This is a genomic window from Serratia marcescens, assembly GCF_001902635.1.
In the GTDB taxonomy this organism is placed as follows: domain Bacteria; phylum Pseudomonadota; class Gammaproteobacteria; order Enterobacterales; family Enterobacteriaceae; genus Serratia; species Serratia marcescens_F.
The window spans coordinates 127,603-147,452 of record NZ_MJAO01000006.1 but is presented as its reverse complement, the minus strand read 5'-3'; the positions used below and the strand labels follow the sequence as shown (position 1 = coordinate 147,452).

Sequence of the window (19,850 nt, the reverse complement as noted above, 5' to 3'; positions counted from 1 at the left end):
ACAAACCGCGGCGTACACGCAGTACGTGAGGATTGGCAGCACTGCCCGGAGGCAAAATGGCCAGTAAAATAGCCTGATGGGCAGGCCTCACATGAATTATCACCAGTATTACCCGATCGACGTAGTCAACGGCCCCGGCACCCGCTGCACGCTGTTTGTTGCCGGCTGCGTGCACCAGTGCCCCGGCTGCTACAACAAAAGCACCTGGCGGCTCAACTCCGGCCAGCCGTTTACCCCGGCGCTGGAAGACCGCATCATCGCCGATCTGAACGATACGCGCGTGCCGCGCCAGGGGCTGTCGCTCTCCGGCGGCGATCCGCTGCATCCGGCCAACGTGCCGAGCATCTTAAAGCTGGTGAAACGGGTGCGCGCCGAATGCCCCGGCAAGGATATCTGGCTGTGGACCGGCTACCGGTTGGCGGAGCTGGACGCACAGCAAATGCAGGTAGTAGACAGAATCAACGTGCTGATCGACGGCAAGTTCGTGCAGGATTTGAAAGACCCGGCGCTGATTTGGCGCGGCAGCAGCAACCAGGTGGTGCATAGGTTGCGTTGAGCTGGCAGTATGTATCTCAGCAGTGTTGATCCAGAGTCGACTGGAGACGGCTACGGCATAAAGCAAATCTGACGGACTGGTATTGTATGTGCCTGGAGCAGAGGTTGCTAGGAGGCATGTCAGTCAATGATTGTTTTATTGGGGCGCTTATACCAACAACTAGTTTTTACTTTTAAGGCCCTAACTTTAGGGCCATTATTTTAAATTTTTTAGCACTAGGATTTTAGCAACACACTAGAAATTTCATCAATAATCGCTGAGTACTTGGTAATTTCTTTTTCGTGAAAACATCCAAATTTCTCATTAAATTTCACCAATGAAATTAAATAAGAACGATAACCAGCCAGCTTATTATGAAACTGAGAGTTATAAAACTCCATTACAAATTGATCTGCATTACTTTTGTACTTAACACTTGGTGGTTTTACTGAGAGTACCTTTTGGCAGATATGTTTTTTAGAATACCCTTTTTTATATTTATCCAATGCTTTCCTTATCAAGTACGTCTTCCCATTAGATATTCTCAAGCTTCCTCGCTCACCTCCTCCATCTTTATTCTCGATCACATAACCATTCAGTGAAACAATACCTCTTTTAAATATTTTTTTATGTACATTGAGGTTCAGTCCTGCAATGTTAACAATGGAGGATATTTCTTTATCAAAATGCTCGCTTCCAAGAAGGTTGTCTTTTCCAGAACTTGAAAAAAGCATATCATCGGCATAGCGCGTGTACATAATGCTTCTTTTGTCACACAGATTTTTAATTAAAACATCTAACTTTCTGAAAACTATATTGGATATAAATGGTGATGTAGAAAATCCCATTGGGAATATTCTTTTTTTCTTATCATTGAGTTCTACTTCAACAGACAAACTATTCAAAAAAGCGTCAACAACTTTTATTTTTTTATTTACTAAATATTCATCTTCAAAGTAGGATTTAAAACATTCTCTTGCATAGTCGTAGTTTATATTATGAAAAAAATTACACAAGTCAATTCGACAAAAATTTTCACCATAGATATGAGGTTCTAAAAAATGTAAATAACTTAATTTCTTACGATAGGCAATTGCGGGTGAACTAAGGGGTACCTTTTGCAGGAAATTTCTTATGATTCTTTCTTGTATTTTTTTATGTGGAGAGCTTTGTTTAATAGAGAAAAATACTCTATTGTTAAATGAAATGTTTTGATATTCACTATTGGTAATATTAGGAACTCCATGAGTCATAATAATATCATCGGTGAACGTTTCTCTAAGGTAAAAATTTTTGTAAAAATCACTGTTAATTTTCGTAATTTTGTGCTTCATAAAAAAGCTTCCTCTTCGATACCAATAACATCTTTACACCCCGTGAGGCTTAAAGCGGCTTGGCGGACGCAAGATAATCCGAGCTAGTGTTTGCTGGAGCAAGTGACGGCATGCGTCAACTCATTTGAGTCCTCCAGCTTCTATCGAAGAAGAAGCATGATCAATAATATGTGATAATTCAGGGAAAGCCAAGCGAAAATTTTTTCCGACATTTTCTTTATCTAGGCTTACATAATGATTTATACTAAAATCAATGAAGCTAGTGACCCAACCAGAAGTCTTTCCCATGTAAGAGTTCAAAAAAGAGAAATTTTCCGACTTCAGTTTCTTAATATAATCTAATATATCTTGACAAATCGGTTTTTGAGCAATTTTGTAATGCATTTCAAGACTTACTAATGTTTCCGTTTTGCCGCTAAAAGCAAGGCGAAGAATAGCCAGCTGATCCTTTACATCAGGGATATTTTCTTTAAACTCTTCAATTATTTCTTTCACATATCTAATTTTAATAATATTCAATAGTCTCATATGACGTAATGACAAGTCATGATTAGATCGACAATTCGAAAATATTTTTAAAAATAGATGTTTGGATTGAGTTTTAATGTCATATTTACGCAATAAGGCATCAATCATTTTGGAGGGGTTATTATTATTTATACCAAAATCCTTCGTTATTACATCTCTAATCCATAAAGAGAATAAGTCTAAAGAAGGTTCATTAATCAATGAGCCTTCTATAGTTGTAGATGTATAATAAACATTATCTCTAGAGGATAGAAAATTAACTGCATTTATAACTCTGGCGATACTAAACCGTCTAAATCTTAAGCCATTATCACTAAATGCCACTTTTCTTCCATCTTGACTTTCAAGAAATTTAGCTGTATCAAAAAAAGGTTTTCTATGTTTTGAAAAATAAGTTAGCCTGTCATTCTTTATGCATTTATTGATAATTGCCTTTCCCTTTGCATTAAATCTAAACTTCCCTTGCTCGAAGTCAATTACAGCAATCTGATCAATATCTTTTACTATCAGAAATGGAATTGCTGCATTTGAATAGCTTGGCTTTATATTTTTCAACATTACTTCATCGCAATCATACACATCTAACCTTTTAAGCACAGGAAACAACTTTTGCAAATTATAATTTCTAAATAATTCAACTTCAGTAGAACCCTCTACAAACAGTATATATTCACTAAAGAAAAGACGAGCCTCATTATCGCTAAGCATATTTATAAACCTAGCATCATCATATTTGGAATTTAATTTCGATACTATGGTCGAACCATCACTTCCTTTTGAAAAATGTAAAACCTGTTGCTTTTTTAAAAAAGATTTTAATGTTAGCTTTAGCAAACTCGAAGAGTGAGTGCTAAATATAAATGTTGGGTATGGCGTTGAATATTTATTAATTTCAATTTCTTTAGAAGTTTTATCGTACTTTTTATATGTCAGGCTTAAGTTTTCAATAAAACTCTCACTTAGTTTTGGATGCAACCCAATTTCAGGTTCATCAATATATATAATTGGGTTGATGAATTCTGTTCTCGTTAATGAAATTAATAAGTTAAGTATAACTTCAAGATATTTATGGGAATTCGTACCATCAGACTGAACATGTAACTCTTCACCTTTGTTTGTAAAAATATCACCATCTAAAACTATCTTGAGATAATTAACAACTTTATCTTTATATGTATAAGGTTTCGTGTGAATTACATTTTCAACTCTTTCTATATACTTCTTGTAACTCCCTCGTTTAGTTGATATTTTCTCATCCAAGAACTCGAGAAGGTCTTCTTTCTTAATTTCAGAAAAATTAAACGAATTTATACTACTCACCATTTTCCAAATACTATTCCAATCGTACAAATTAATATGTCTGGTTTCAATATGGAAAAAAGGGAATAAAGTTTTAATTAAACGTCGAGCATTTTGATCTTTAATAGACCAAGTTATAGAATCATCTTTGGAAATTGTGAGAGTTATACTATAAGTACTTTTACTCTGAAAACTAAAAGGGAAAGTGAAAGGGAAAACTAATTTATGTGGCTTTCGGATAAATGATTGCGGCCTAAACAATGTGTTATAAATATGTTTATGGAAGCGACCATTATTGTTGGGATTCATTACAATCTTCTTTATTCTTGTCACATCATAGGTTAATGTTATTGATCCTGATGGAGTGTAACTAGAATGAAAGTCGGGAGGTATTACTTTCATATCATCAAGTTTGTCATAAAAATATCTCAACATTTTCATAAGATTAGATTTTCCAGCATTATTCATTCCTATAATGCAATTGACATCCTCTAACGAACTTATTGTTACATCATCAAAGGATAGCAAATTCTTTATTCTTATACTTTGCAAGCCCATAAAAGACACTCCTTATAAAAATAAGATTTTGTATTTCTACACACCGGTTAGTATCTCAACCGCCCGTCCGGGATAGTTCTAGTTTATTTTTCAAACTGTGGCTTTGATTATTATATATAAATGATATATTTACAATATCCTATTTTTATTTGATAACTACTTCCACACAAATAATATAATTTCTTTTGTATGCAGCGTCAGCTTCTCACTCAAACCTGCTGCCAGATAAGATTCTGCTCTATCCACAGAACCTGCCAGCCCAGAACGAATCCCCCTCAATCCCCCCGCCGATAACGTTCCCGGATTTTCTCCTTGAATAAAGCCATTCGTTTTTCTGCCTCCGAATGGCTTATATAAACCGCGGTGCCATTTTTTAAGCGTTCAAGGGCGGCATCTACCCTTTCACGCAACGCCTGCGCCAGCAACATTGCCTCTACGTCCATTTCAGGTTTATTCCGCTGTTCCATTCTCATTTCCTCCATTGAGATAGCGTCAAGTCACGAATCAGTTACACCAACCCCATCCCCACCACGCCAGTCAGTACGCCGCACAGCGCCACCAGCGCCGCCGTCAGGCACAGCGCCCGGGCGGAGAAGGCCTTGTGGAGCATCAGCAGCGAAGGCAGGCTGACCGCCGGCAGGGTCATCAGCAGCGCCAGTGCCGGGCCGGCGCCCATGCCCGCCAGCATCATGGTCTGCACGATCGGGATTTCCGCCGCGGTGGGGATAACGAACAGGCAGCCGACGATCGCCAGGCCGATGATCCACAGCAGGCTATTGTCGACGGCGCCATCGGCGTGCGGGAACAGCCAGACTCGCGCCGCCCCCAGCGCCAGCACCGCCAGCACGTAGATCGGGATGGTCGACCAAAACAGCGCCCACAGCGCCTTCCCCCAGCGGGCGAGGAACGGCCGCTCGTCGCTCTGCGCCGTCATCACCGGCGGCTGCGGCGCGGCGGGCTGCGGGTCGTTGGCGGTCACGCGCTGCACCAGCCAGGCGATGCCCAGCACCATCACCACGCCCGCCACCAGGCGGATGGCGGCGAACGGCCAACCGAGCACAAACCCCATAAACACCAGCGTCGCCGGGTTCAATACCGGGTTGGCGAGCCAAAAGGCCAGCGCGGCGCCGCTGGATACCGACTGGCGGCGCATGCCGGCGGCAACCGGTGCGGCGCAGCAGGTGCACATCATGCCCGGCAGCGCGATCAGCGCCCCCAGCACGGTGCCGGAAAAACGCCGGTGCCCGAGCGTGCGCGCCAGCCAGTCGCGCGGGATCAGCACCTGCACCAGCGAACCTAACAGCACCCCGAGCAGCGCCGCCTTCCATACCGCGGTGAAGTAGACCAGCGCGTACTGCCAGGCCGCCAGCCAGGGGCTCGCGGCGCCGTCGGCCAGGATCGATTTGCCGATCGAGTGGCTGTCCGCCGCCACGAACGCTTTGCCGTAGTAAGGCTGCCATTTGACGTAGTAGAGGCCGACGGCCACCACCAGCAGAAACAGGATCGGTTTCCACAGCGGCCAGGCGCGTGGGGCGGGTTCAGGGGCGTTCAGAGGTTGCGGCATGGTAGCGGCCAGAGTCAGTCAACAAAGGCGCCAGCATAGCGCGCCGCCGCCGCCCGTGCACGGTCGGGTTGTCCAAAATAGTTCATCTGTTCGCCACCGACGCGTAACGCGATTGTCATCTGCGCCCGGCACCATGATGCCAACTTGAAAACCACAGGGTAGACGCACGATGAAACGCACCGCTTCCGCCTTCATCGCACAGCCATCGGTATGACGAGGTTTTTATTATGATGGAGTTATCTAGACATCCGACCACTTACCCCACCCGCTATCAGCAAATCGCCGCGCAGCTGGAACAGGAACTACGCACGCAATACCGCTGCGGCGACTATCTCCCTTCGGAACAACAGCTGGCCGAGCGTTATCAGGTCAATCGCCACACCCTGCGCCGCGCGGTGGATCAGCTGGTAGAGCGCGGCTGGCTGCAGCGCCGCCACGGCGTCGGCATTCTGGTGCTGATGCGGCCTTACGACTACCCGCTGCACGCCAATACCCGCTTCAGCCAGAACCTGTTCGAACAGGGCAGCCATCCCACCAGTGAGCGCTTACTCGCTGTCTTGCGCCCGTGCAATGGGCATGTCGCCAGCGCACTCTCGCGTGAAGAAGGCGAAATGGTGATCCACCTGCGCACCCTGCGCCGGGTCAACGGCGTGCCGATGAGCGTGATCGACCACTATCTGCCCGATCTGGACTGGTGGCCGGCGCTGCAGCAGTTCCACAGCGGTTCGCTGCACCAGTTTATCGAACAGCACCTGCAGCAGCCGCTGACCCGCCGCCAGACGCGCATCAGCGCGCGCCGCGCGCAGGCCAAAGAGAGCCGGCTGCTGGAGATCGCCACCCACGCGCCGCTGCTGTGCGTGCGCACCCTTAACGTCCGCAGCGGCGGCGAAGACGTGGCGGAATACTCCGTCAGCCTGGCCCGCGCCGACATGATTGAACTGACGATGGAGCACTGAATGCAAGCCTTAGAGTCGAGACAACGCTGGATGTCGGTGCTGGCGCACAGCCGGCCCGAGCAGCTGCGCAGCCACTGGCAGGCGCTGAACCTTAGCCCGGGTTACCGCAGCATCCGCGCGCCGGAGATCGGCCTGGCCCAGCTGCAGGGGCGCATGGGCGCCACCGGCCGCCGCTTCGTGCTGGGGGACATGACAGTCACCCGCGCGGTGGTGCAGCTGGACAACGGCGGCTACGGCTACAGCTATATCGCCGGGCGCGACAAGGCGCACGCCGAGCTGTGCGCGCTGGCCGATGCGCTGCTGCAACAGCCGGAACACGGCGAGCGCCTGCAACAACAGCTGATCGCGCCGCTGGCCGCGCTGCAGCACGAGCAGCGCCAGCTGCGCGCCCGGGCCATCGCTTCCAGCCGGGTGGACTTCTTTACGCTGGTGCGAGGGGATTAAGCCATGAGTTTATTGACCGGTTTTGAGCAACCGATAGACCAATCGCAGCACGCTTTCCGTTTGATTCTTAAAGCCTTGAGCGAACCGGGCCACCGGGTGACGCTGCCGAACGGCCCGGCCTGGGCGCCGCTGAACGCCGCCAGCACCGCCGCGCTGCTGACGCTGGCCGATCAGGAAACGCCGCTGCAGCTGTGCGCTGCGCTAAAAAGTGAGCAAGTGCTAACAAACATTCGTTTTCACAGCGGTGCGCCGCTGGCCGCCACGGCGCAGGAGGTCTGTTTTGCCCTGTTCGATGAGCAGCTGCAGGCCGCCGATCTGCAGGCGTTGCCGCACGGCACTGAAATCTCGCCGGAGTTCGGCGCCACGGTCATTGTGCAGCTCGTCGAGCTGGAAAACGGCGCCGCACTGCGCCTGACCGGCCCCGGCATCGAGAATCATCGTCTGATTGCGCCGCGCCTGCCGCCGGCGCTGCTGGATTATCTGGTCAACCGCCCGCAGCGCTTCCCGCTGGGGCTGGATATTTTGCTGACCTGCGGCGATCGCCTGCTGGCGATCCCGCGGACCACCCGCGTGGAGGTGTGCTGATGTACGTAGCGGTAAAAGGGGGCGAAAAAGCCATTGAGGCTGCCCATCAGCTGCAGGAACAGCTGCGGCGCGGCGACGAGGCGCTGCCGGCGCTCGGCGCGGAACAAATCGAACAGCAGCTGGGGCTGGCAGTGGATCGGGTGATGACCGAAGGCGGCATCTACGATCGCGAGCTGGCGGCGCTGGCCATCAAACAGGCCAGCGGCGATCTGGTGGAGGCGATCTTCCTGCTGCGCGCCTACCGCACCACCCTGCCGCGCCTGGCGGTCAGCGAGCCGCTGGCCAGCGAAAACATGCGGCTGGAGCGGCGCATCTCGGCGGTTTACAAGGACTTGCCCGGCGGGCAGGTGCTGGGGCCGACCTACGACTACACCCACCGGCTGCTGGACTTCGCGCTGCTGGCGGAAGGCGAGGCGCCGCGTACGCCGCAGGCCGACGAACCGCTGCCGGACAACTGCAGCCATGTGTTCGATCTGCTGTGCCGCCAACAGCTGGCGCGCGAGGAACAGGACGACGGCAGTACGCCGGACGACATCACCCGCAACCCGCCGGTTTACCCCTGCTCGCGCTCGGCGCGCCTGCAGCAGCTGGTGCGCGGCGACGAAGGTTTTCTGCTGGCGCTCGGCTACGCCACCCAGCGCGGCTACGGCCGCAACCACCCGTTCGCCGGCGAGATCCGCACCGGCCACGTTTCGGTGGAGATCGTGCCTGAAGAGCTCGGTTTCGCCATCGACATCGGCGAAATCCTGCTGACCGAGTGCGAAATGGTCAACGGCTTCGTCGATCCGCAGGACCATCCGCCGCACTTCACCCGCGGCTACGGGCTGGTGTTCGGCCGCGCCGAGCGCAAGGCGATGGCGATGGCGCTGGTGGACCGCGCATTGCAGAGCCCCGACTACGGCGAAGGCGTCGCCGGCCCGGCGCAGGACGAAGAGTTCGTGCTGGCCCACGCCGACAACGTCGAGGCCGCCGGCTTCGTCTCCCATCTCAAGCTGCCGCACTACGTCGACTTCCAGGCCGAACTGGAGCTGCTCAAGCGGCTGCGACAGGAATACAGCGAGCGTCAGGAGGCCCGCGATGAGTGAAGTATTGACCGGCTATAACCTCGGTTATCTGGACGAACAGACCAAACGCATGATCCGCCGCGCCATCCTGAAGGCGGTGGCGATCCCTGGCTATCAGGTGCCGTTCGGCGGCCGCGAGATGCCGATGCCCTACGGCTGGGGCACCGGCGGCATTCAGCTCACCGCCAGCGTTATCGGCCGCGCCGACGTGCTGAAGGTGATCGACCAGGGCGCCGACGACACCACCAACGCGGTGTCGATCCGCCGCTTCTTCCAGCGCGTCGCCGGGGTGGAAACCACCGAACGCACGCCGGAGGCCACGCTGATCCAGACCCGTCACCGCATTCCGGAAACCGCGCTGCGCGAAGACCAGATCCTGATCTATCAGGTGCCGATCCCGGAGCCGCTGCGCTTTATCGAACCACGCGAAACCGAGACCCGCAAGATGCACGCGCTGGAGGAGTACGGCGTGATGCAGGTGAAGCTGTATGAAGACATCGCGCGCTACGGCCATATCGCCACCACCTACGCCTACCCGGTGAAGGTCAACGATCGCTACGTGATGGATCCGTCGCCGATCCCGAAATTCGACAACCCGAAAATGCACATGATGCCGGCGCTGCAGCTGTTCGGTGCCGGGCGCGAGAAACGCATCTATGCCCTGCCGCCGTTCACCAAGGTGGAGAGCCTGGACTTCGACGACCATCCGTTCAGCGTGCAGCAGTGGGACGAACCCTGCGCGCTGTGCGGCTCGCGCCAGAGCTACCTGGACGAGGTGGTGCTCGACGATCAAGGCAACCGCATGTTCGTCTGTTCGGACACCGACTACTGCCGGCAGCAGCTGGCGCAATCTTCGCAAGAGGCGCAGCACTGATGACTTCCATCCCTTTGAGCACCACTCCGCTGCTGTCGGTGAACCGGCTCACCCACCTGTACGCCCCCGGCAAGGGCTTCAGCGACGTGTCGTTCGACATCTACCCCGGTGAAGTGCTGGGCATCGTCGGCGAATCCGGCTCCGGCAAAACCACGCTGCTGAAATCGATCTCGGCGCGGCTGGCGCCGCAGCACGGCCAGATCCTTTACCGCCCGCAGGCGGGCCAGGAACACGATCTGTACGCCATGGCGGAGAGCGATCGCCGCCGCCTGCTGCGCACCGACTGGGGCGTGGTGCACCAGCACCCGCTCGATGGGCTGCGGCCGCAGGTCTCCGCCGGCGGCAACATCGGCGAACGGCTGATGGCCATCGGCCAGCGCCACTATGGCGACATTCGCCGCCAGGCCGGCCAGTGGCTGGAGGACGTCGAAATCCCGCTGTCGCGCCTCGACGATCTGCCGACCACCTTCTCCGGCGGCATGCAGCAGCGGCTGCAGATCGCCCGCAACCTGGTGACCCACCCCAAGCTGGTGTTTATGGATGAGCCGACCGGCGGGCTGGACGTGTCGGTGCAGGCGCGCCTGCTCGATCTGCTGCGCAACCTGGTGGTGGAGATGCAGCTGGCGGCGGTGATCGTCACCCACGATCTCGGCGTGGCGCGGCTGCTGGCCCACCGCCTGCTGGTGATGAAACAGGGCGAAGTGGTGGAGAGCGGCCTGACCGACCGGGTGTTGGACGATCCGCACCATCCTTACACCCAGCTGCTGGTTTCTTCGGTGCTGTCGTAACCCAAGGCGATAACAGATGACTATGCAAATCCGAGTTGAACATCTCAGTAAAACCTTTGTGCTGCATCAGCAGTACGGCACCCGCCTGCCGGTGCTGCACGACGCCAACCTGACGGTTCACGGCGGCGAATGCGTGGTGCTGCACGGCCACTCCGGCAGCGGTAAATCCACCCTGCTGCGCTCGCTGTACGCCAACTACCTGCCGGACAGCGGCCATATCTGGATCAACCACCAGGGCGACTGGCTGGACATGGTCAGCGCCGACGCGCGCCAAATTCTGGCGGTGCGCCGCCATACGCTGGGCTGGGTCAGCCAGTTTCTGCGGGTGATCCCGCGCATCAGCGCGCTGGAGGTGGTGATGCAGCCGCTGCTGGAACAGGGCGTCGAGCGCGCCGAGTGCCGCGAACGCGCCGAAGCGCTGCTCGCCACGCTCAACGTGCCGCAGCGCCTGTGGGCGCTGGCGCCGTCCACCTTCTCCGGCGGCGAGCAGCAGCGGGTGAACATCGCACGCGGCTTTATCGTCGACTACCCCATCCTGTTGCTGGATGAACCGACCGCCTCGCTCGACAGCCGCAACAGCGCGGCTGTGGTGCAGCTTATCGAACGCGCCAAGACGCGCGGCGCGGCGATCGTCGGCATTTTTCACGATGAAGGCGTCCGCCAACAGGTCGCCGACCGGCTTTATGACATGCAGGCGCCGCAGGCGCTGGAGGCCCTCTGATGATCGTCAATAACGTTAAGCTGGTGCTGGATGACCAGGTGGTGCAAGGCTCGCTGGAGATGCAAGACGGCGTGATCCGCAGCTTCGCCGACGGCCCGAGCCGGCTGCCGCAGGCGCTGGACGGCGATGGCGGCTGGCTGCTGCCGGGGCTGATCGAACTGCACACCGACAACCTGGACAAGTTCTTTACCCCGCGCCCGAACGTCGACTGGCCGGCCCATTCGGCGATGAGCAGCCACGATGCGCTGATGGTGGCCAACGGCATCACCACAGTGCTGGACGCGGTGGCGATCGGCGACGTGCGCGACGGCGGCCACCGGCTGGAAAACCTGCAAAAGATGATCGATGCGGTGATCCACAGCCAGCGCGCCGGGGTGAACCGCGCCGAGCACCGGCTGCACCTGCGCTGCGAGCTGCCGAACGAGAGCACCCTGCCGCTGTTCGAACAGCTGATGGACAAGCCCGGCGTGTCGCTGGTGTCGCTGATGGACCATTCGCCGGGCCAGCGCCAGTTCGCCTCGCGCGAAAAATACCGCGAATATTATCAGGGCAAATACCACCTCAACGACCAGCAGATGAGCGAGTACGAGGAGCAGCAAGTCGCCCTGTCCGCCCGCTGGGCCGCGCCGAACCGCGAGGCGATCGCCGCCCACTGCCGCGCGCGCCGCATTTCGCTGGCCAGCCATGACGACGCCACCGCCGAGCACGTGGCCGAGTCCTGCGCGCTGGGCAGCGCGATTGCCGAGTTCCCCACCACCGAGGCGGCTGCCCGCGCCTCGCACCAGCAGGGCCTGCAGGTGCTGATGGGCGCGCCGAACATCGTGCGCGGCGGCTCCCACTCCGGCAACGTGGCGGCGCACCATCTGGCGGCGCTGGGGGTGCTGGATATCCTCTCTTCCGATTATTACCCGGCCAGCCTGCTGGACGCGGCGTTTCGCCTCGCGGCGGACGAGCGCAACGCCTACGATCTGCCCCAGGCGGTGCGCATGATCACCCGCAACCCGGCGCGGGCGCTGGATCTGCAGGATCGTGGCACCATCGCCGAAGGACTGCGGGCTGATCTGGTGCTGGCGCGGCCGCACGGCGAACACGTTTATGTGCAGAACGTGTGGCGCCAGGGCAGGCAGGTGTTCTGATGGCGCGGCTCATCTATCTGATGGGGCCTTCCGGCGCAGGCAAGGACAGCCTGCTGGCCGCGCTGCGGGCCGACGCCGACAGCGCGCCGCTGGTGGCGCACCGTTACATCACCCGGCCGGCGGACGCCGGCTGCGAGAATCATATCGCGCTGAGCGAACCGGAATTTCTGCGCCGCCGCGCCAGGGGGCTGTTCGCGCTCGACTGGCAAGCCCACCAGCAGCGCTACGCATTTGGGATCGAGGTGGATCTTTGGCTGCTGCAGGGGATCGACGTGGCAGTCAACGGTTCGCGCGCTCATCTGCCGCAGGCGCAGCAGCGCTACGGCGCACAGCTGCTGCCGGTGTGCCTGCAGGTCAGCGCCGGGATCCTGCGCCGGCGCCTGCAGGATCGCGGGCGGGAAAGCGCCGCACAGATCGAGCAGCGGCTGGCGCGGGCGGCGGAATATCAGCAAAGCCTGCCCGCCGGCTGCCGGGTGCTGCACAACGACGGCCCACTCGATGACACCCTGGCGGCGCTGCTGGCGCTGCTGCCGACCGCCACCCGACAAGCTCAGGACGCGACGCCATGAACGACTTCGCCCAGCCGAAAATCGGCGACAACGTGACCCTTAACCGCACCCGGCTCGGCCAGTACGTGCATCTGGCCGACGATGCGATCCTGGAAGAGGTGGACATGGGGGACTACTCCTACACCGCCGGACACAACCAGATCTTTTACGCCACCCTCGGCAAGTTCGTCTCCATCGCCTCCTATGCGCGCATCAATCCCGGCAATCACCCGACCTACCAGCGCATCGCGCAGCACCACTTCACCTACCGCGCCTCCGAGTACGGGCTGGGGGAAGATGACGCGGCATTCTTCGACTGGCGGCGCGAGCACCACGTCACCGTCGGCCACGACGTGTGGATCGGCCATAACGCCATCCTGATGCCGGGCGTCAGCGTCGGCAACGGCGCGGTGATCGGCAGCGCGGCGGTGGTCACCAAGGACGTGGAGCCTTACAGCATCGTCGCCGGCGTGGCGGCCAAAAAGATCGGCATGCGCTTTGACGATGCGCTGATCGCGCGCATCGAACGCAGCCAGTGGTGGCACTGGGATCACGCCACGCTGCAGGCGCGGCTGGCAGATTTTCGCGACATCAACCGCTTCGCGGAGAAGTACCTTTAACGGAGGGGGAGCGATGCAACTGACCTTTCTCGGCACCGGCGGCGCGCAGCAGGTGCCGGTGTTCGGCTGCGACTGCCTGATCTGCCAACGGGCGCGGCGTGAACCGGCATTTCGGCGGCGAGCGTGCAGCGCCATGCTTAACTATCAGGGAGAAACGACCTTACTGGATGCGGGATTACCGTCTTTGGAGCGGCGATTTTCGGCGGGGCAAATTCAACGTTTTTTGCTTACACATTACCACATGGATCACGTTCAGGGGTTATTTCCTTTGCGTTGGGGGTGCGGAAATTCCATTCCGGTATATGGCCCGCCGGATGAACAGGGCTGCGACGACCTGTTCAAACACCCCGGTATTCTGGCGTTTCAGCCGCCGCTAGCGCCCTTTGCCACCATCGAACTGGGCGGCATGCGCATCACCCCGCTGCCACTGCAACACTCCAAACTGACCCACGGCTATCTGATCCAGGCCGCAGGCGCATCGCTGGCCTACCTGACCGACACCGTCGGCCTGCCGCCGGCCACCGCCGACTATCTGCAGAACGTGGCGCTGGATCTGCTGGTGCTCGATTGCAGCCTCCCGCCCCAGCCGCAGGCGCCGCGCAACCACAACGATCTGACCCGCGCGCAGGAGACACAGCAGCGGCTGCAACCCAAACGCACGCTGCTGACGCACATCAGCCACCGTCTCGATCGGTGGCTGCTGGACAACGAACTGCCTGCCGGGCTGGAGCTGGCGTTCGATCACCTCAGCGTCAGCCTCGGTAGCAGTGTAGCCGATCCGACTCCAGCACCCTGACGCCTTCACCCGGCGTGAACGCCTGCTGCAGCAGCGTTTGCGCCACGTCTTTGGCGGAGACGGCGCGCCATTTGCCGGGCAGCAGCCTGAACAGCGGCAGCGTGAGGCGCTCCATCAGGCGCGGCGCGGGGCGATCCCCCACCAGCATGGAAGGCCGCACCAGCGTCAGGCGCGGCCAGTGCTGTTCGCGCAGCGCCTGCTCCATCTCGCCTTTGGTGCGGTTATACAGGAAGGTGGAATCCGCGTTGGCGCCCAACGCGCTCACCACCAGACAGTGCTGCGCCCCCAACCGGCGGCCGGTCAGCGCGCTCTCCACCACCAACTGGTAATCGACATAACGGAAGGCATCGGCGCTGCCCGCCGCCCGGCGGGTGGTGCCCAGGCAGCAGAACACCAGATCGACCGGCTGCTGCTGGCCACTCAGCAGCTCGAACAGCGCATCGCCGACCGGGTTGGTCAGCTTGCCGTGCGGCGGCAGCGGCGTGCGCGTCGGCGCCACGATGGCCGTTATCTGCGGATCGCTTTGCAACCGCTGCAACAACTCGCGCCCCACCAGCCCGGTTGCGCCGACTAACAGTGCTCGCGCCATGCAATCTCCCGTTGTAATGGCTATTTCGACTTAAAGTATAGACCGCGCCCAATGCAGCTTCTTGCCGAAGCCGAGGGTGTTGTCGGTCATCTTCACCTCGTGCAGATCCAGCCGCCAAACCGAGGCCTTCATCGCCCTGGCGATCGGAAAGCGCTTGCAGTAACGCGCGCGCGCCGCCTCGGCTTCTTCGCCGCTCAGCAGCACCGCCTCGGCGCGGTACTGCACGCCGCGGATCAGCGCGATGCTTTTCGGCTTCGGCGCGATGGTGCCGACCACCCGGCCATTGTTCAGCATCAGCCCGCCGTGGCGGGTGTGCGGTTCGGTCATCAGCCACAGCGCCATCGTCGCGGCGTCGAACACGTAAAAACAGTTGGCGCACCACATGTCGAGGCCGTCGCCGGCGCACAGCGTCAAGACGTGTTGTTTGCCGATGAAATCCGCAATCTGCTGCCGTTGTTCTGGGGTATTCAAGGTTACTCGCCTCCTTGTTCACTCACTTCATCTTACCCTGCGTTGTTGAGGCGAGTCACAAATAACGATAATCATCAAGAAATCATAGGTGAATATAAAATCACAATAGATGCATTTTTATTAATTCAGGTGACGGGTTCGTTTATAACATAAAAAACACAAAGCGGATTTATTTGATCGTTATGCAACCGGTTTACCACGCGATTTTTTTATTCTCACCCTGGCAAAACGGAAAGTTAGCCCGTCAGCACGGCGCCGATTAGCAATTCATTTACATGCACGCAAGCTTCTCTGAGCGCCGTTTATGCAATTAGCTGCATAAGTGATGAATAGTTATCTATAAATAGCGGCATTTATGTGACTTCCATCACTATTTATAGCCTGCCTTGCGCTAAAATAGCGCCATCTTTTCACTCAGCAAGGTGGATTAGAAAATGGAAAACAATAACCGAAAAATGGCGCACATCAGGCGCACAACCCATATTATGATGATGGCTCATCGCAGCTGCTTTAGCTTTGCATTCTTCAACTACAGATAACCCTCCCCCTCGCTCTTACGCCGTTGATAAGAGTGTCATTGCGTTTTTATTTATTCTCCGCACTCCGGTGATAATGTCTCTTTCTCGCTAACCGGGAAGGACACGCAATACATTTTTAATATCGTCAAAGGGCACCCAAGCAAAATAAAACAATGAACACAGTTAATGTCTTTCGGCATCACTGGGTTCTCGCACACCTTTTATTTTCGTGAAGGCGTTAACGGTGAATGGAATTATTTACCGGCGGAATGCCTTTGCCTGAAGAATGAGAAAAATGAAAAAATTAAAAATCGCCGCCAATACCCGCACCCTCGGTTGCTTTGAAACTGAACGTGACATCGTCGATGTGCATCACAGCGATTTCAATGATGTCGCCGCCATCGTGCTGTCGGTAGAAGACGTCGCGCAAGGCATGGTGGCGCGCATTGAAGAGCACGGCCTGAACATTCCGCTGTTCGTCGCCGTCTGCTGCGAAGAAGAACTGGATAACGCCGTGTTGCCGGCGCTGCACGGCGTGTTTGAACTGTGCGGGAAGAACATCCCGTTCTACGGCAAACAGCTGGAAGCCGCCGCCGCAAAATATGAAAGCGAACTGCTGCCACCGTTCTTCAACACGCTGACGCAGTATGTGGAGATGGGTAACGCCACCTTTGCCTGCCCCGGCCACCAGGGCGGCGAGTTCTTCCGCAAACACCCGGCGGGCCGCCAGTTTTTCGACTTCTACGGCGAAACCCTGTTCCGTTCCGATATGTGCAACGCCGACGTCAAACTGGGCGATCTGTTGATCCACGAAGGCGCACCTTGCGCTGCGCAGCAGCACGCCGCCAAGGTGTTCAACGCCGACAAGACCTACTTCGTGCTCAACGGCACCTCGGCCTCGAACAAGGTAGCGACCAACGCCCTGCTGACACGCGGCGACCTGGTGCTGTTCGACCGCAACAACCATAAATCCAACCACCACGGCGCGTTGATCCAGGCCGGTGCGACGCCGGTCTATCTGGAAACCGCCCGCAACCCGTTCGGCTTTATCGGCGGCATCGACGCGCACTGCTTCGACGAACGCTACCTGCGCCAACAGATCCGCGAAGTGGCGCCGGAACGTGCCAACGAGGCCCGCCCGTTCCGCCTGGCGATCATCCAGCTCGGCACCTACGACGGCACCATCTACAACGCCCGCCAGGTGGTCGACAAGATTGGCCACCTGTGCGACTACATCCTGTTCGACTCCGCCTGGGTGGGCTATGAGCAGTTCATTCCGATGATGAAAGACTGCTCGCCGCTGCTGCTGGAGCTGAACGAGAACGATCCCGGTATCATCGTCACCCAGTCGGTGCACAAACAGCAGGCCGGCTTCTCGCAAACCTCGCAGATCCACAAAAAAGACAAACACATCAAGGGCCAGAGCCGCTACTGCAACCACAAGCGCTTCAACAACGCCTTTATGCTGCACGCCTCCACCAGCCCGTTCTATCCGCTGTTTGCCGCGCTGGACGTCAACGCCAAGATGCACGAGGGCAAAAGCGGCCAGCTCCTGTGGCAGGAGTGCGTACGTGTGGGTATCGAAGCACGCAAAATGCTGCTGGATACCTGCACGATGATCAAACCGTTCGTACCGGATCAGATCGACGGCAAGCCGTGGCAGGCCTATGACACCGCGGCGATGGCCAACGATCTGCGCTTCTTCAACTTTGTACCCGGCGAAAAATGGCACGCCTTTGAAGGCTACGCCGAATCGCAGTACTTCGTTGATCCGTGCAAACTGCTGCTCACCACGCCGGGCATCGATAGCGCCACCGGCAGCTACAGCGAGTTCGGCATCCCGGCGACCATTCTGGCCAACTACCTGCGTGAAAACGGCATCGTGCCGGAAAAATGCGATCTCAACTCGATCCTGTTCCTGCTGACGCCGGCGGAAGACATCGCCAAGATGCAGCATCTGGTGGCCTTGATCGCCCGCTTCGAGAAACACATCGAGCAAAACTCCCTGCTCAGCGAGGTGCTGCCTGCGGTCTATAAAAACCACCAGCAGCGCTACAAAAACTACACCATCCGCCAGCTGTGCCAGGAAATGCACGATCTTTACGTCAGCTACGACGTTAAAGAACTGCAAAAAGAGATGTTCCGCAAAAGTTATTTCCCGCGCGTGGTGATGAATCCGCAGGACGCCAATACCGAGTTCGTGCGCGGCAATGTGGAATTGGTCTCGCTGGCCAAGGCCGAGGGCCGCATCGCCGCCGAAGGCGCCCTGCCTTACCCGCCTGGCGTGCTGTGCGTCGTGCCCGGTGAAATTTGGGGCGGCGCCGCGCAGCGTTATTTCCTGGCATTGGAAGAAGGCATCAATTTATTGCCGGGATTCGCGCCGGAATTGCAGGGCGTTTATATCCAACAGGATGAGGACGGCTGGAACCGCGCTTATGGCTACGTCATGAAAAATTAATCACCTTACGGGGCGGCGATCATTTTCGCCGCCCGGATCGCATCCTAAAAGAGAAAATGATCATGAGTAAGTCCAATAATAAAATGGGGGTCGTGCAATTAACGATCCTGACCGCCGTGAATATGATGGGTTCCGGCATAATTATGCTGCCGACCAAGCTGGCTGAAGTGGGCACGATTTCGATCGTTTCCTGGCTGGTGACCGCCGTCGGCTCGATGGCGCTGGCCTACGCCTTCGCCAAATGCGGCATGTTCAGCCGTAAATCCGGTGGCATGGGCGGCTACGCCGAATACGCCTTCGGCAAATCGGGCAACTTTATGGCGAACTACACCTACGGCGTTTCGCTGCTGATCGCCAACATCGCCATCGCCATTTCCGCCGTCGGCTACGGCACCGAGCTATTTGGCGCTACGCTCAGCCCGCTCGGGATCTGTATCGCCACCATCGGCGTGCTGTGGCTTGCGACCGTCGCCAACTTCGGCGGTGCGCGCATCACCGGCAAAATCAGCGGCATCACCGTCTGGGGCGTGATCATTCCGGTGGTGGGCATCTCGGTCATCGGCTGGTACTGGTTCAGCGGCAGCGCCTACGTCGCCGCCTGGAACCCGCATCAGGTGCCGACCTTCGAAGCCATCGGCGCCTCCATCTCGATGACCCTGTGGGCGTTCCTGGGGTTGGAATCCGCCTGCGCCAACACCGACGTGGTGGAAAATCCGGAGCGCAACGTGCCGATCGCCGTGCTAGGCGGCACCCTCAGCGCGGCGGTGATCTATATCGTTTCGACCAACGTGATCGCCGGCATCGTGCCGAACATGGATCTGGCCAACTCCACCGCCCCGTTCGGGCTGGCGTTCTCCCATATGTTCAACCCGACGGTCGGCAAGATCATCATGGCGCTGATGGTGATGTCCTGCGTCGGCTCGCTGCTCGGCTGGCAGTTCACCATCGCTCAGGTGTTCAAATCCTCCGCCGACAGCGGCTTCTTCCCGAAAATCTTCTCCAAGCTGAGCAAGGCCGATGCGCCGGTTAAAGGCATGCTGACCATCGTCGTCATCCAGAGCGGCCTGTCGCTGATGACCATCAGCCCGTCGCTGAACAAGCAGTTCAACGTGCTGGTGAACCTGGCGGTGGTGACCAATATCATCCCTTACATCCTGTCGATGGCGGCGCTGGTCATTATTCAGAAAGTGGCGAAGGTGCCGGACAACAAGGCCCGCATCGCCAATATCATCGCCGGCATCGGCGCGCTGTACAGCTTCTACGCGCTCTACAGCTCCGGTGAGGAAGCGATGATGTGGGGCGCCATCGCCACCTTCCTCGGCTGGACGCTGTACGGCATCGTCTCGCCACGCTTCGAACTGGCGGGAAAAAAGGGGTAAGGCGGTAAGGCACCGGCGGCCGGGGATGGGATTGTGATGGTGAACATGCCATCATACGCCGACCCTGGCCACCGAAACGGCGTAC

General features: G+C 56.7%; 21 protein-coding genes. 15 read left to right on the top strand and 6 right to left on the bottom strand.

The annotated features are described in order from the left end of the window. The first annotated feature begins 91 nt into the window (after window positions 1-91). Window positions 92-556 carry an anaerobic ribonucleoside-triphosphate reductase-activating protein gene (nrdG, locus tag BHU62_RS07850; RefSeq protein WP_039567952.1) on the top strand — a complete coding sequence of 155 codons (465 nt, stop codon included), beginning with the start codon at window positions 92-94 and terminating at the stop codon, window positions 554-556. Between the two features lie 215 nt (window positions 557-771). On the opposite strand, the gene BHU62_RS07845 is transcribed toward nrdG, so the two are convergent. The 4 genes from BHU62_RS07845 to BHU62_RS07830 form a co-directional block, all read right to left on the bottom strand. Continuing rightward, on the bottom strand, window positions 772-1,869 hold the full coding sequence (locus tag BHU62_RS07845; protein WP_073531414.1) for a reverse transcriptase domain-containing protein: 1,098 nt from the start codon (window positions 1,867-1,869) through the stop codon (window positions 772-774). Window positions 1,870-1,989: 120 nt separating this feature from the next. Further along, window positions 1,990-4,254, bottom strand: a complete 2,265-nt coding sequence (locus BHU62_RS07840; RefSeq protein WP_073531413.1) for a retron Eco8 family effector endonuclease — start codon at window positions 4,252-4,254, stop codon at window positions 1,990-1,992. Between the two features lie 275 nt (window positions 4,255-4,529). Then, window positions 4,530-4,721 (bottom strand): hypothetical protein, encoded by a 192-nt coding sequence (locus BHU62_RS07835; RefSeq protein WP_073531412.1) that lies wholly within the window; start codon window positions 4,719-4,721, stop codon window positions 4,530-4,532. Between the two features lie 41 nt (window positions 4,722-4,762). Further along, window positions 4,763-5,818 carry a permease gene (locus BHU62_RS07830; protein ID WP_073531411.1) on the bottom strand — a complete coding sequence of 352 codons (1,056 nt, stop codon included), beginning with the start codon at window positions 5,816-5,818 and terminating at the stop codon, window positions 4,763-4,765. A gap of 227 nt (window positions 5,819-6,045) precedes the next feature. On the opposite strand from BHU62_RS07830, the gene phnF reads away from it, so the two are divergent. The 11 genes from phnF to phnP are packed head-to-tail and all read left to right on the top strand — an operon-like array spanning window position 6,046 to window position 14,350. After that, window positions 6,046-6,774, top strand: coding sequence for a phosphonate metabolism transcriptional regulator PhnF (phnF, locus tag BHU62_RS07825; protein ID WP_015376439.1), 729 nt, complete (start codon window positions 6,046-6,048; stop codon window positions 6,772-6,774). After that, a complete protein-coding gene (gene phnG, locus BHU62_RS07820; RefSeq protein ID WP_073531410.1) occupies window positions 6,775-7,218 on the top strand; it encodes a phosphonate C-P lyase system protein PhnG in 444 nt (147 codons plus the stop codon). A 3-nt stretch (window positions 7,219-7,221) separates the two neighbouring features. Continuing rightward, window positions 7,222-7,803, top strand: a complete 582-nt coding sequence (gene phnH / locus BHU62_RS07815; RefSeq protein ID WP_073531409.1) for a phosphonate C-P lyase system protein PhnH — start codon at window positions 7,222-7,224, stop codon at window positions 7,801-7,803. Beyond that, the gene (locus BHU62_RS07810; protein WP_073531408.1) at window positions 7,803-8,888 is read left to right on the top strand and encodes a carbon-phosphorus lyase complex subunit PhnI; all 1,086 of its coding nucleotides are present in this window, start codon (window positions 7,803-7,805) and stop codon (window positions 8,886-8,888) included. The genes phnH and BHU62_RS07810 overlap by 1 nt, the downstream gene beginning before the upstream one ends. Continuing rightward, a complete protein-coding gene (locus tag BHU62_RS07805) occupies window positions 8,881-9,741 on the top strand; it encodes an alpha-D-ribose 1-methylphosphonate 5-phosphate C-P-lyase PhnJ (RefSeq protein WP_073531407.1) in 861 nt (286 codons plus the stop codon). The genes BHU62_RS07810 and BHU62_RS07805 overlap by 8 nt, the downstream gene beginning before the upstream one ends. Further along, window positions 9,741-10,529, top strand: coding sequence for a phosphonate C-P lyase system protein PhnK (phnK, locus tag BHU62_RS07800; RefSeq protein ID WP_073531406.1), 789 nt, complete (start codon window positions 9,741-9,743; stop codon window positions 10,527-10,529). The genes BHU62_RS07805 and phnK overlap by 1 nt, the downstream gene beginning before the upstream one ends. Window positions 10,530-10,545: 16 nt before the next feature. Next, entirely contained in the window at window positions 10,546-11,250 is a 705-nt protein-coding gene (gene phnL / locus BHU62_RS07795; RefSeq protein WP_073531405.1) for a phosphonate C-P lyase system protein PhnL, read from the top strand. Further along, window positions 11,250-12,386: an alpha-D-ribose 1-methylphosphonate 5-triphosphate diphosphatase gene (phnM, locus tag BHU62_RS07790; protein ID WP_073531404.1), complete on the top strand. Its 1,137-nt coding sequence runs from the start codon at window positions 11,250-11,252 to the stop codon at window positions 12,384-12,386. Before phnL ends, phnM begins: the two co-directional genes overlap by 1 nt. Beyond that, complete coding sequence (phnN, locus tag BHU62_RS07785; RefSeq protein ID WP_073531403.1) at window positions 12,386-12,955, top strand: ribose 1,5-bisphosphokinase; 570 nt, start codon at window positions 12,386-12,388, stop codon at window positions 12,953-12,955. The genes phnM and phnN overlap by 1 nt, the downstream gene beginning before the upstream one ends. Beyond that, window positions 12,952-13,554 (top strand): DapH/DapD/GlmU-related protein, encoded by a 603-nt coding sequence (locus BHU62_RS07780; protein WP_073531402.1) that lies wholly within the window; start codon window positions 12,952-12,954, stop codon window positions 13,552-13,554. The genes phnN and BHU62_RS07780 overlap by 4 nt, the downstream gene beginning before the upstream one ends. A 13-nt stretch (window positions 13,555-13,567) precedes the next feature. Next, on the top strand, window positions 13,568-14,350 hold the full coding sequence (gene phnP, locus BHU62_RS07775) for a phosphonate metabolism protein PhnP (protein WP_073531401.1): 783 nt from the start codon (window positions 13,568-13,570) through the stop codon (window positions 14,348-14,350). Here the strand turns inward: phnP and BHU62_RS07770 are convergent. Both BHU62_RS07770 and BHU62_RS07765 read right to left on the bottom strand, forming a co-directional pair. Then, window positions 14,307-14,939, bottom strand: coding sequence for an NAD(P)H-binding protein (locus tag BHU62_RS07770; RefSeq protein ID WP_073531400.1), 633 nt, complete (start codon window positions 14,937-14,939; stop codon window positions 14,307-14,309). The genes phnP and BHU62_RS07770 overlap by 44 nt on opposite strands. Before the next feature lie 30 nt (window positions 14,940-14,969). Next, window positions 14,970-15,410, bottom strand: a complete 441-nt coding sequence (locus BHU62_RS07765) for a YhbP family protein (RefSeq protein WP_015376428.1) — start codon at window positions 15,408-15,410, stop codon at window positions 14,970-14,972. A gap of 434 nt (window positions 15,411-15,844) precedes the next feature. On the opposite strand from BHU62_RS07765, the gene speFL reads away from it, so the two are divergent. The 3 genes from speFL (at window position 15,845) to potE (ending at window position 19,765) form a co-directional block, all read left to right on the top strand. Beyond that, window positions 15,845-15,949, top strand: coding sequence for a leader peptide SpeFL (gene speFL, locus BHU62_RS24580; RefSeq protein ID WP_004933443.1), 105 nt, complete (start codon window positions 15,845-15,847; stop codon window positions 15,947-15,949). 274 nt (window positions 15,950-16,223) lie between these two features. After that, window positions 16,224-18,386, top strand: coding sequence for an ornithine decarboxylase SpeF (gene speF / locus BHU62_RS07760; protein WP_073531399.1), 2,163 nt, complete (start codon window positions 16,224-16,226; stop codon window positions 18,384-18,386). Window positions 18,387-18,448: 62 nt separating this feature from the next. Continuing rightward, window positions 18,449-19,765: a putrescine-ornithine antiporter gene (gene potE, locus BHU62_RS07755; RefSeq protein WP_028127578.1), complete on the top strand. Its 1,317-nt coding sequence runs from the start codon at window positions 18,449-18,451 to the stop codon at window positions 19,763-19,765. Window positions 19,766-19,850: the final 85 nt, after the last annotated feature.